8 protein-coding genes, 2 tRNA genes, 1 rRNA gene and 1 other annotated feature are annotated in these 12,482 nt (G+C 50.0%); of the genes, 8 read left to right on the top strand and 3 right to left on the bottom strand.

The features are described from left to right. Positions 1-6 precede the first annotated feature (6 nt). Both rrf and guaB read left to right on the top strand, forming a co-directional pair. Positions 7-122, top strand: a 5S ribosomal RNA gene (gene rrf / locus KNP02_RS14135). A 250-nt stretch (positions 123-372) separates the two neighbouring features. Then, positions 373-1,836, top strand: a complete 1,464-nt coding sequence (gene guaB, locus KNP02_RS14130; RefSeq protein WP_034781919.1) for an IMP dehydrogenase — start codon at positions 373-375, stop codon at positions 1,834-1,836. Positions 1,837-1,880: 44 nt separating this feature from the next. On the opposite strand, the gene KNP02_RS14125 is transcribed toward guaB, so the two are convergent. The 3 genes from KNP02_RS14125 to pdxR all read right to left on the bottom strand — a co-directional run bounded on the left by KNP02_RS14125 (position 1,881) and on the right by pdxR (position 7,462). Continuing rightward, complete coding sequence (locus KNP02_RS14125) at positions 1,881-5,309, bottom strand: alpha-amylase family glycosyl hydrolase (protein WP_214710117.1); 3,429 nt, start codon at positions 5,307-5,309, stop codon at positions 1,881-1,883. Between the two features lie 138 nt (positions 5,310-5,447). Continuing rightward, the gene (locus tag KNP02_RS14120; RefSeq protein WP_214710115.1) at positions 5,448-6,062 is read right to left on the bottom strand and encodes a class A sortase; all 615 of its coding nucleotides are present in this window, start codon (positions 6,060-6,062) and stop codon (positions 5,448-5,450) included. After that, positions 6,062-7,462: a MocR-like pyridoxine biosynthesis transcription factor PdxR gene (pdxR, locus tag KNP02_RS14115; protein ID WP_214710113.1), complete on the bottom strand. Its 1,401-nt coding sequence runs from the start codon at positions 7,460-7,462 to the stop codon at positions 6,062-6,064. Before pdxR ends, KNP02_RS14120 begins: the two co-directional genes overlap by 1 nt. A gap of 284 nt (positions 7,463-7,746) precedes the next feature. Between pdxR and pdxS the strand changes: the two genes are divergently transcribed. The 6 genes from pdxS (at position 7,747) to KNP02_RS14085 (ending at position 12,482) form a co-directional block, all read left to right on the top strand. Then, positions 7,747-8,637, top strand: coding sequence for a pyridoxal 5'-phosphate synthase lyase subunit PdxS (gene pdxS / locus KNP02_RS14110; RefSeq protein WP_021066746.1), 891 nt, complete (start codon positions 7,747-7,749; stop codon positions 8,635-8,637). Between the two features lies 1 nt (position 8,638). Next, complete coding sequence (gene pdxT / locus KNP02_RS14105; RefSeq protein ID WP_214710111.1) at positions 8,639-9,217, top strand: pyridoxal 5'-phosphate synthase glutaminase subunit PdxT; 579 nt, start codon at positions 8,639-8,641, stop codon at positions 9,215-9,217. 87 nt (positions 9,218-9,304) lie between these two features. Next, positions 9,305-10,549, top strand: a complete 1,245-nt coding sequence (locus KNP02_RS14100) for a D-alanyl-D-alanine carboxypeptidase family protein (protein WP_233005522.1) — start codon at positions 9,305-9,307, stop codon at positions 10,547-10,549. Between the two features lie 18 nt (positions 10,550-10,567). Further along, positions 10,568-10,775, top strand: a binding site (T-box leader). A 52-nt stretch (positions 10,776-10,827) separates the two neighbouring features. Further along, the gene (gene serS, locus KNP02_RS14095; protein WP_214710109.1) at positions 10,828-12,111 is read left to right on the top strand and encodes a serine--tRNA ligase; all 1,284 of its coding nucleotides are present in this window, start codon (positions 10,828-10,830) and stop codon (positions 12,109-12,111) included. Positions 12,112-12,266: 155 nt separating this feature from the next. Continuing rightward, positions 12,267-12,357: transfer RNA gene (locus KNP02_RS14090), tRNA-Ser, on the top strand. 39 nt (positions 12,358-12,396) lie between these two features. Then, a tRNA-Ser gene (locus tag KNP02_RS14085) sits at positions 12,397-12,482 on the top strand.

Below are 12,482 nucleotides of genomic sequence, written 5' to 3'. Positions count from 1 at the left end.
CTCTTGTCTGGTGGCGATAGCGAAGCGGCCACACCCGTTCCCATGCCGAACACGGAAGTTAAGCGCTTCAGCGCCGAAAGTAGTTGGGGATCTCCCCCTGTGAGGATAGGACGTTGCCAGGCCAACGCGAAGGACGATCAAGCATCCGCTTGGTCGTCTTTTTTTGTGGATTGCCATTAAATTTTCTATTCGTAAGCGACACATACAATCTAATTCCGAACATTAAAAGATGAAAGTGAATGGAACAAACACAATTCTGAACTTTCTGAACATCGTGAATTGAATTGCACTTTCGCCCTATACCTGTTACCATTACAGAAATATTTCGAAACAAAGATTCGGGTCCGATAGGGAAAGGGGCAATCGATTTTTATGTGGGAAAACAAGTTTGCAAAAGAAGGATTAACGTTTGATGACGTGTTACTCGTACCGCGCTTTTCAAATGTCTTGCCAAGAGATGTGAGTTTGAGCACTAAACTTTGTGAAGGTCTAGAGTTGAACGTACCAATCATCAGTGCAGGTATGGATACGGTCACAGAAGCACCGATGGCCATCGCCATGGCACGCCAAGGTGGTCTAGGAGTCATTCATAAAAACATGTCGATGGAGATGCAGGCAGAACACGTCGATCGCGTTAAACGCTCGGAGAACGGCGTCATCACGAACCCGTTCTATTTGACGCCTGAGCGTCAAGTGTACGATGCAGAGTACTTGATGAGTAAATACCGTATCTCAGGTGTTCCAATCGTTAATTCGGAAACAGAACGCAAATTGATCGGGATTTTAACAAACCGCGACCTTCGCTTCATTAAAGATTACTCGACAGTGATTGCGGATGTCATGACAACGGAAAACCTCGTCACCGCAAAAGTAGGGACGTCCCTTGAAGAAGCAGAACGCATTCTTCATCAACATCGGATTGAAAAATTACCGCTCGTTGATGATTCAGGTGTGTTAAAAGGTCTCATTACGACAAAAGATATTGAGAAAGTCGAACAGTTCCCGCACGCAGCGAAAGACAAACAAGGTCGCTTACTCGTTGCAGCCGCCGTCGGTGTCACGAAAGATGCCGCATCGCGTGCTCAAATCCTTGTCGATGCTGGTGTCGATGCTCTAGTGGTAGACACAGCTCACGGGCATTCAGCCGGCGTCATTGAGAAAGTAAAAGAGTTACGTGACATGTTCCCGACACTCCCGATTATTGCAGGGAATGTCGCGACAGCCGAAGCAACACGGGCTTTGATTGAAGCCGGTGCATCGGTCATCAAAGTCGGGATTGGCCCAGGGTCAATCTGTACGACACGAGTCGTAGCAGGTGTCGGCGTTCCACAAATCACAGCGGTATACGATTGTGTCACAGAAGCTAGAGAACATGGTGTCACAGTCATTGCCGATGGTGGAATCAAGTATTCAGGTGATATCGTGAAAGCAATTGCGGCTGGTGGTCATGCGGTAATGCTCGGTAGTCTTCTCGCTGGTGTGAAAGAGAGTCCAGGTGAGATGGAAATCTATCAAGGACGTCAGTTCAAAACATACCGTGGCATGGGTTCTGAAGCCTCGATGAAACGTGGAAGCCAAGATCGCTACTTCCAAGAAGCGGACAAGAAATTCGTGCCGGAAGGTATTGAAGGTCGTGTCGCTTATCGTGGCGAGTTGGCAGATACGGTGTATCAACTCATCGGTGGCCTTCGCTCAGGAATGGGTTATTGTGGGGCAGCTGACATTCGGGCGTTACGCGAAGATACGCAGTTTATCCGCATGACAGGGGCTGGCTTGCAAGAAAGCCACCCACATGATGTTCATATCACTAAAGAAGCTCCAAACTACTCACGTTAAACGAAAAACCGTTGTCTCGATTCAGAGGCAACGGCTTTTTATTATTATTTTTTAGCTTTGTTGACAAGAATGACTGTACCGCCATCATCTTGCGCAGGCAAGCTGACCGTGACTTTGCCATCTCGTTTGACCACATAGTTTCGACCACTATAGCGATCGACAAGTTTCGTCTTATACTTAAGGTTCGTTTGGAACGTAATCGTTCGCTTCGCCTCTGTCGTATTCAAGGCAACAAGGATCGAGTCCTTGCCGTGTTTTCGTTCAAAGACAGAATATCCCTTCGCAGACCCACCCGAGATAACGGCCCGTGTTCCTTTGCTAAATACTTTCGAATAGTCAGCACGAATATTGAGAAGCTTCTGGTAGTGCGTGTGCATCGCTTTGCCTTCTCCTTTGACTCGCTTCCAGTCGAAGTCATAACGGTTTTCATTGAACTCGCCTTTATCCATATCCAAGGCATGTTTTCCTGACTGACCGACCTCTTCACCATAGTAGATGACAGGTTGACCTTTCGCCGTCATTTGAAGCGAAGCGGCGACCATGTGTTTTCCTTCATCTCCTCCGGCACGTGATACGAGGAAACCGTCTTCGTCATGACTACTGAGGAACTGTCCGAGCGTCGCTTCATTCGAGAGTTGTGTGTTGCGGTATTGGAGCGCACTCTCAACGTCATCAATATTCCCATTGATGAACCGCTCAGCTTGATATTTGAAGTCAAAGTCGAGTAGCGAATCCATTTGGCCGCTCTGTAAGTAACCGCCCGTGTTGTTTACACTCGCGCCGTAATGTTCTCCAATCATCTTGAAGTCTGGTTTAAGTGCCGTTAACTCGTTTTTGAACGACTTCCATGTTGTCGAATCGACGTGTTTGACTGTATCAACGCGGAAGTAGTCGATGGTGTTACCTTTTTTCGTCTTCGAGCGTTTAATCCAATCCGTCTGCCATTTGACGAGTTGTTCACGGACGGCAGCCTCTTCGGTCTTAAAGTCCGGTAATCCGGAAAGAGACATCTTCAAGTCATCCCCATCGACCGGATTCGAACGAATCATGCCGTCAAACGCCTTGCGCTCTTGATCGGTTGGGAAGTTTGTCGCACCCGTATCGACAGCTCCTGGTTCCATGCCGTAGCCAGGGTGGTTCAGGACGACGTCGACCATAATCTTGATGCCTCGTGCGTTTGCTTCGTCGATGAGACGATGGAATGCCTTCATATCCCCAAGATGCTCATCGAGTTTTTCGAAGTTTTTCGCCCAATAGCCGTGGTAGCCGTACTGTGAGCCGTCTTTACCGTAACGAAGATCCCAATCAATGTTGTCGACGATCGGTGTGATCCAAATTGTATTGATACCTAACTTGTCCAAATAGTCGAGTTTTTTCGTGACGCCGGCAAAGTCGCCGCCGTGATACGACTCAAGATGGTCTTGGTCGTAGTATTCACCATTCGGGTTATTATTCGTTTTATCCCCGTCATAGAAGCGATCGGTCAGCATGAAGTAAATCCGAGCCTCGTCCCAATCAAATTCTTGCTTATCTTTCATGGAGACCGGTCGGACCGTCAACGATGTTTTCGTCTTATGAACGTTTCCGTATTGGTCGATCGCCGTAATCGTCAAATACTTATTGCCTGGTTTGACAGTATCTTTCACTGCAATCGTCTGTTTGTTCAGTGCCGGGTCGACCGCTAGCTTGGCTGGTCCACCGAGTGGACGGGCATCGATGTACATTTCTCGTAATTGGACACCTTTTGGCAACGTCGGCTTCACCTGGACGACCGCGTTTTCTCGAGAACTAATCGCTTTTGGAGCAACAGAAGCGGTCAATTTGACGTTGGGACGACGATATTCAACGCTCGACGCCTCAAAGTAAGGGTCTTTCACTTCAGTCGTGACACCGTCTTTCGTGACAAGGAATGTATAATCATGCTCCCCTTCCGGCAATTTTACCGTATGACGGAACCATTCGTTCTTCGCTTCGTAAGTCATCGGGTATGTCGTGCCATTGACTTTTAACGCGACGCTGTCGATTTCATCGAGTTGTCCTTCTTCATACAATGCTTTGTCACGGTAGAAGAACGTGACGGCACCATCTTCAAACACGGGCCCTTGAATCGTCGGTACTTGGTGGAACGTTCCTTTTCCGCTCTCGACGACGACCTTTGTGACTCGATCATTGCCGAGTTTCACATAACGGTCTTCCCCGTAACCATCCTTCACGGCCCAATCCGTGCCTTTGCGGATGACAAAGCCTACGTTGGTCGCATCTTTTCCGACCGGGATACGGAAGACGGCACCTTCTTCAGTGATTTTGTATGGATCTACTTGGCCATCTTTGGCACCAGTGCTCCACGTCCATAAATTCCAATCGGTATAATCGTTGTCGGCCCGGACGTACAACATCTCGATGTAGCGTTGTGTTTTCCATGGATCGGCGATTTCAGTGATGGTTTTAAATGACGTCGTCAATGCTGGTAACGTCGTGTTCGACAGGTTTCCTTTCACAGCGCCCGCGGGAAGGATGGCGGTATATGTTTGATTCAAGCCGAGTGCTTCGGTCGGTGTGACGGTCACTGTCGATCCGCTCGCTTCAGCCGTGAACGGTACAGCTGTCTCGCCATTCATCAAGCTGATGTTCGAAGCGTCTAACGACACAGGCTCATTGAACGTCCAAGTGATTGGGGATTTGATGTCCACTTGTTCCGATTGATTGGCCGGTGTGACTGCTGTCACTTCGAGTTGACTGACCGTCTCGACACCGCTTAACGTGAAGGCTGGGCTATATACCGATTGTGTCGACGGAGTAGCCGAAACGTTCCAACTATCGGCGACTTTATTGGCCGCATTACTTGGAATCGTGTCGAACGCACCGTGCTCGGTAGCGTTATTCCCGCTGAGTACCGTGAGGACCCGAACGGTATCCTCGTTGCTTAGGCCAAGCAGGGACAATGGGATTTTGCCTTCAAATCCTTTCGTGCGGTCAATAGCAAACGAGGCGCCGTTCAAGTTGCTTAAGTTTGCGAGTGGTGTGGATTTACCTGCTTCATACAGAGCAGCTTCTTTTACTGACGTGTCGCCATCGACGCGAAGTAAAATATGATACTGTGGTTTTTTATCGGTTTGGCTAAAGTTGAACGGATAGCCAAGCGGGTTTGTCGCTACGCCTGAATCTTGTTCATTGATTTGGAGGGCGATATTTATGTACTGACCATTGTCGCCCCAGTTCGGGACGTTGTTCGCATCCACATAAAAGTAAAGGTTACGTGCATCGTTCTGCAGATAGACGTCTCCTAAATCGAATCCTTGCCAACCCGCCTGTGGGGATGTGGCGAGCGCTGGCGTGTTCGCCCAATCCGTTTTTAAGCCATCAATCGAGATTGTGGCAGGTTCAGCCAATGCGTTCATCGGGACGCCGGCTTGGATGAGGAGAACGGATGATAAAAGTAACGTGGTCGTCTGTCGTGCCGCTTTCTTCTTCATAAAGCACCTCTTTCATGGAATGTGTCGTCTACAGGGCAACGAATTGTTAAAATTGCGCAAACGGTTTCAGGAATAGTTTAGCTGAATATGTAAGCGCTAACAATATGTTTTTTGAAAAATAATAAAAACGCCTATCGGTTAGAGAGGCGTTTGGTTCACGAAGCGTCCTTTGACAATCAAACGTTCGGTCGCATCGAACGTGCATGTGACGAGTGTAATCGTCGGTTCTGTTGTTGGTTCGAGTACATCAACTTGTGTCGGGGGGACAGTCTCTAGGGAAGTAACTTCGTACTGGAACGTGTGCTTCATGTCGGTTAAATAGATAGACATGCCGATGTCGAGGGTATGGAGTGGCCCGAACAGTGCGGTCGGGCTTTGCGTATAGTGGCCGGCAAGTGCGTAGTTTCCGGTTCCCATGTGCTGGGACGGATCCATCGTTCCGGCACCGACAGCCAAGTTCTCGTTATCGAGGCCATATAAAATGGGCAGTTCGAGGTTAACATCTGGAATAGAAATGAGACCCAGGGTCGGTAGTTCGTGAAACCGATTGCGCACAGTCAATAGTTGTTCCCAGGATAACGGCTCGACGTTTGAAAACTCAAATTCGCCGGTTTCGGGCTGTTTCGGTTGAATCTCGGCGGTCACTTGTTGACTATTCCACGTCGCGAGTTGATCTTTCCACCACGATTCGGATAACAGGAGTGTACCGATTAATAAGAGGAGACCACCGACGAAATAGCGTGACCGTTTCATCAATCTCTTCCTTTCTCAATGTTCCAACACGACATGAGTGCACTGACGGCAGCGGGTAATACTTCTTCAGATAAGGCGGCAAACCCGAATAAAAGCTGTGGGACCGTATCGCTTGAGTTGATGCGATAATCGGTCATCGCATTGATTCGAATACTCGCGGCTTCGGCCAGACTTTTTAATTCTTCGCTCGACTTTGTCGTTTGGACAGATAGCACAACATGAAGCCCCGCGCTCGCCCCTGTGATGGAGACAATCGGTTCATACGGTTTGAAAGCGGCGATGATGATTTCAAGTTTACGTCGATATGTTTTACGCATCCGGTTCAGATGTTTCTCAAAATCACCGGTCGCCATAAATTCGGCCAACGTGTGTTGCTCGAAGCGGGGCACGCTGCATGTGAAGTGACGATAACGTTCCCGGTAGCGATTCAACAGAGGAGGGGGGAGCACCATATAACCGATTCGCAATGAAGGCATTAGCGATTTCGAGAACGTGCTCAAATAGACGACCCGCTCGTTTTGATCCATGCTTTGCAAGGACGGGATGGGCTTACCGCTATAACGGAATTCGCTGTCATAATCGTCTTCGATTACATATGTTTGCTGCTCCGATGCCCAGTTGAGCAGACGTTGACGGCGGCTGACCGATAAAATCGTTCCGGTCGGGAATTGATGGGCCGGTGTCACATAAAGGGCATCGATGGCTGCTTGTTCCACCACATCGACACGGACGCCACTCTCATCAACAGGAATTGGAATGAACGTCCGTCGTTGATGGGCGAACAGTTGGCGGGTGAGCGGATACCCCGGGTCCTCAATGCCGAACGTCGTGGTATCCGGCAACAGTTCTAACAATTGGGGCAACAGCTGCTCGGTTCCCGATCCGACAACGATTTGTTCGGGAGAACAATGCACACCGCGCGAATGATAGAGATAGGTCGCAATCTCTTGACGAAGGACGAAATCGCCTTGTACAGAGCCAAGTGACAGCAAATCGTGATGTTCTTCCGAGACGACTTGTTTTAAGTGCCGGCGCCAACGTTCGAATGGGAAAGCGGTCGTGTCGATTTGACTCGGATACAAGTCGAACTCATATGTTTTTTTCACCGGGAGCGGTTCGATGACGCTACTGCCGCGCCGGACGTACAGTTCTTCTTGCGGTAACACGTAGAAGCCTTTGCGTGGCAACGACTCGATATATCCTTCCGCGAGCAGCTGGGCATAAGCCAGTTCAACTGTCGTTTGTGATACATCTAAAAACTCGCCTAACTTACGTTTGGACGGAAGTTTTGTCCCGGTGGTGAGGGTGTCATCGACGATGGCTTGTCGAATGTGCAAATAGAGTTGTTCATATAACGGGACGCTCGAGTCAGCCTCGAGCGAGAACGTGAGCATATCCATGGTGTGTCCTTTCTAGTCAGCCAAAGAAAAAATAGAGCATGAATCCGATAACGAGTAGGAGTGAAAACACTCCGGCTTTCCCGAAAAAGCTTCGTCCATGCGCCTCGTCACGACTGTTCCATTGGTCCATTCCATCATCTCCTTTACTCTTTACAACATTCGAGAATCGGGAAATGAAGTCCTTTGTTTAAACTGACCACTTCAAAAAATATAAAACTGGCACTTTCAATATAGTCAAATCAATTTATACTTGCAAGTAGACTAGCTTATTGGAGGGGATTCACTTGGAAAAGAGACAAGTAGGGACAGACAAAGTAAAACGCGGTATGGCCGAGATGCAAAAAGGTGGCGTCATCATGGACGTCATCAATGCGGAGCAAGCCAAAATTGCTGAGGCAGCAGGTGCAGTTGCCGTCATGGCACTCGAGCGCGTACCTTCAGATATTCGCAAAATGGGCGGCGTTGCTCGTATGGCCGATCCGACAATCATCGAAGACGTCATGGGTGCGGTATCGGTACCAGTCATGGCGAAGTGCCGCATCGGTCACATCGCTGAAGCCCGTGTCCTTGAATCAATGGGGGTTGATTTCATTGACGAGAGCGAAGTATTGACACCTGCTGACGAAGAGTTCCATCTCTACAAACGTGACTACAAAGCACCGTTCGTCTGTGGCGCGCGTGACCTCGGTGAAGCATCACGCCGCATCGGGGAAGGTGCAGCGATGATTCGGACGAAAGGTGAGCCGGGAACCGGTAATATCGTCGAAGCGGTTCGTCACATGCGTACCGTTCAAGCCCAAGTGAAACGCTTGCTCTCGATGAGCATCGACGAAGTGATGACGGAAGCGCGTGACCTTGGTGCCCCGTTTGAAGTACTCATGCAAATCCGTGAAGCAGGTCGCCTCCCGGTCGTCAACTTCGCAGCAGGCGGAATTGCGACACCAGCCGATGCGGCACTCATGATGCACCTCGGAGCGGACGGCGTCTTTGTCGGATCAGGAATCTTCAAAGCGGAGAACCCTGAGAAATTTGCCCGTGCCATCGTTGAAGCAACGACATACCATGATGACTATGAGCGCATCGCGCACTTGTCGAAAGGACTCGGCGAAGCGATGAAAGGGCTCGACGTCCGCACGCTCAAACAAGAAGAACTCATGGCACCGCGAGGTTGGTAAGATGACTACGATTGGTGTACTCGGAATGCAAGGTGCGATTCGCGAACACGTCCATATGCTCGAAGCACTTGGTGCGAATACGCTCGTCGTCCGCTCGATCGATGACTTAAATCGAATCGATGGACTCGTCTTGCCGGGTGGGGAGAGCACGGCGATGCGTCGCTTACTCGATCGGTACGAGTTGCTCGAGCCGTTACGTGAGAACACGGAATTGCCGATGTTCGGGACGTGCGCTGGTTTGATTTTGCTCGCGACTGAAGTCGAAGGATATGATGCGCACCTTCGTAAAATCCCGATGACGGTCAAACGGAACGCGTTCGGACGACAAGTCGATAGTTTTGAAGTCGATTTAGCGGTCAAAGGAATCGATGACGCTGTCGAAGCAGTGTTCATCCGAGCACCACAAGTTGCATCGGTCGAAGCGAGCGTCGAGGTGCTCGCCGAGGTCGAGGAAGCGATTGTCGCGGTTCGGTATGACAAGTATATGGCCTGCTCGTTCCATCCGGAATTGACAGATGACTTGTCGATGCACCGCTATTTCTTGGACATGGTTGAAGCGACTAAGCGACAACTCGCCTGATTGAAAGGCTCTCTAGCAAATAGGGAGCCTTTTTCATGTGTTTTTTTGCTACACTGTAACGAGATACGTATAGAAAGGGGCAAGACCGTGAGACAAAGATGGATCGGATGGATGCTCGTTTGGGCAATCCTTTTAAATATGATCGTGCCGACGGATGCATCGGCGGCACCTAAAGTTGATGCGACCGGCGCGATGCTCGTGGACATGACGACGGGACAAATCCTGTTCTCACAAGAAGAGGACGCCATGCTTCCTCCGGCATCAATCACTAAGCTGATGACCGCTTTTCTCGTCCGAGAAGCCATCGAAGCGGGTGACCTCAGTTGGAACCAAGAAGTGACCCCGAGCGACAAGGCGTTGGCGCTGACCCGAAAACCAGGATTGGCTCGGATTCCGCTCGTCAATAAACCGTACACGGTAAAAGAACTTTACGATGTGGCGTTGATTCGTTCCGCGAACGAGGCGGCGGTCACATTGGCCGAGGCCGTCTCTGGTTCGGAAGGGGTATTCGTGAAGAAAATGAACGAACGGGCGACCGAACTTGGCATGACCCAAACGACGTTCGCCAATGCATCGGGACTTGACTCTGTGTCAGCGGGACGTCCAGGGGAGAATTTGACATCGGCCAATGATTTGATGATGCTCGCTTTGGCGTATTTGACGAAGTTCCCGGAAGTGCTCGATGTGACGAAACAAGCGTATGTCGACATCGACGGGGTCCGCTTCGAAGCGACGAATCGGATGCTCGCCGGTCGAGATTTAGCCTATCCGGGTATGCTTGGCTTCAAAACGGGCACGACCGACGATGCCGGTTACTGCTTCATCGGCGTGTCGACGCGAGATGGACGTACCGTGCTGTCGGTCGTTCTCGGAGCGAAGACCGATCAAGGGCGTTATACTGCCACGAAAGCTCTTCACGACTATGCATATGGAGACTTCGTCTTAACCCCGATTTTACGGACAGGCGAAATCGTCCCGGCGACGCTCCATGTCGCTGAAGGTGCGGTCGAGACAGCGAAAGTGCGCACGACGTCGGCCTTTGAAGTGCTCGTCGAGAAAGGGCAGGATGTACCTGAACCGACTTACGATCTTCCGGATACGAAAGCCCCAATTGCGGCCGATCAACAGGTCGGGACCGTCACCATCGAGCCTTCTGGAAGCGTTCGGTATCTAGATGGTGAACTTCCACCTAAAGGAACGCTCGTTGCGGCCGAACCGGTTGAGATGGCGTCGTTTTTGACACGCATGACACGTGCCTTCTCGGACTTTTTAGATGAGATTCGACTTGTGCTCGGAAAACTGAGTCTTGTCGATAGAGTTGAGATGTTGTAAAGTAAAACTAATTCAATGACAGATGCAATGATGGGGAAAAGTACGTTACGGTCATCTACTGACAGAGAGCTAGTGGTTGGTGCAAACTAGTGGGATGATGTAACCGAATCGGCCTCGGAGCATTGGCTTGGAAACAAGTCACGTTACGCACACGTTACGTGCATCGAGTGGCCCGATTTCGGGCAACGAGGGTGGCAACGCGGATCCAAGGTGGTTCGTCCCTTTCCTACGGGAAAGGGGCGTGCCACCTTTTTTATGTGAAAAAGGAGGAATAATGAATGTTAGACATTAAACGATTACGAACAGATTTTGAAGAGATTAAAACGAAGCTTGCTTATCGAGGAGAAGACTTGAGTGCGCTTGATCGTTTCCCGGAGTTAGAAGAGAAACGCCGCAACTTGATCAATGAGGTTGAAGTGAAGAAAGCGAAACGAAATGAAGCGACAAAACAAATTGCGGAATTGAAACGCAACAAACAAGATGCGGATGCACCGATTCTCGAGACACGTCGCCTCGGGGACGAAATCAAATTGCTCGATGAAGAGTTGCGTGAAGTCGAGGCCGAATTGAACTTGATTCTCCTCAGTATCCCGAACATCCCGCACGAATCAACGCCGATTGGCGAAACGGAAGACGATAACGTCACCATCCGTGAAGTCGGAACAAAACCGACGTTCGAATTCGAACTCAAACAGCATTGGGACGTCATGGAAGATTTGAAAATCGTCGATGTGGAACGAGCGGGTAAAGTGACAGGCAGCCGGTTTGTCTTTTATAAAGGTCTCGGCGCCCGTCTCGAACGTGCCCTCATCAACTTCATGATGGATATGCATGCCGATGAACATGGCTATTCTGAGGTGCTCCCTCCTTATATGGTCAACCGCGACGCGATGACCGGGACGGGACAACTTCCTAAATTTGAGGAAGACGCATTCAAAGTGGCGGATACGAACTATTTCCTCGTACCGACGGCAGAAGTTCCGGTAACGAACATGCACCGTGACGAGATTATCATGGAAGACCAACTTCCAATCACGTATACGGCGTATAGCGCTTGTTTCCGTTCAGAAGCGGGATCAGCCGGACGCGACACGCGTGGGCTCATTCGTCAGCATCAGTTCAACAAAGTCGAGCTCGTCCGATTCGTGAAACCTGAAGAGTCTTATGAACAACTCGAGCTCTTGACGGGCCACGCTGAAGAAGTGCTTAAGCGTCTCGGTCTCCCATATCAAGTGCTCAGCATGTGTACGGCCGATCTCGGCTTCACGGCTGCGAAGAAATATGACATCGAAGTATGGATGCCGGCGCAAGGGATGTATCGCGAGATTTCATCTTGCTCGAACTTTGAAGACTTCCAAGCGCGCCGGGCCGGAATCCGTTTCCGTCGCGAAGCGAACGCGAAGCCGGAATTCGTCCACACGCTTAACGGATCTGGTCTCGCTGTCGGCCGGACCGTCGCTGCGATTTTAGAGAACTTCCAACAGGCTGACGGTTCAGTCGTCATTCCAGAAGTGCTACGTCCATATATGGGCGGTATCGAGAAAATTGAAATGCCTCACTAATGAACAAACCAACCCGTCTGAAACGGATCATTCAGGCGGGATTTTTTTGGTTTTTTTTAATGTTTTTGCACAAAAGGGTTTGACATCTGCTTGCCAAGTTGATACTATAAATCATGTCGAGCGAGATGATTGCTCACCAATTGTATATGAGCTTTGGAGGTGTACCCAAGTGGTTTAAGGGAACGGTCTTGAAAACCGTCAGGGGTGTAATAGCCTGCGTGGGTTCGAATCCCACCACCTCCTCCATTTTTATTTTTGGATGCTCAACAATTTCATATTTTTTTTGGAGGTGTACCCAAGTGGTTTAAGGGAACGGTCTTGAAAACCGTCAGGGGTGTAATAGCCTGCGTGGGTTCGAATCCCACCACCTC

The sequence above is a fragment of the Exiguobacterium sp. s40 genome, assembly GCF_018617905.1.
GTDB classification, from domain to species: domain Bacteria; phylum Bacillota; class Bacilli; order Exiguobacteriales; family Exiguobacteriaceae; genus Exiguobacterium; species Exiguobacterium mexicanum_A.
This window is presented reverse-complemented; position numbering and strand designations above follow the sequence as displayed.

Excerpts from the sequence above, each read along its gene's own strand:
- guaB (WP_034781919.1), top strand. The coding sequence starts at position 373 with ATGTGGGAAAACAAGTTTGCAAAAGAAGGATTAACGTTTGATGACGTG.
- KNP02_RS14125 (WP_214710117.1), bottom strand. The coding sequence starts at position 5,309 with ATGAAGAAGAAAGCGGCACGACAGACGACCACGTTACTTTTATCATCC.
- KNP02_RS14120 (WP_214710115.1), bottom strand. The coding sequence starts at position 6,062 with ATGAAACGGTCACGCTATTTCGTCGGTGGTCTCCTCTTATTAATCGGT.
- pdxR (WP_214710113.1), bottom strand. The coding sequence starts at position 7,462 with ATGGATATGCTCACGTTCTCGCTCGAGGCTGACTCGAGCGTCCCGTTA.
- pdxT (WP_214710111.1), top strand. The coding sequence starts at position 8,639 with ATGACTACGATTGGTGTACTCGGAATGCAAGGTGCGATTCGCGAACAC.
- serS (WP_214710109.1), top strand. The coding sequence starts at position 10,828 with ATGTTAGACATTAAACGATTACGAACAGATTTTGAAGAGATTAAAACG.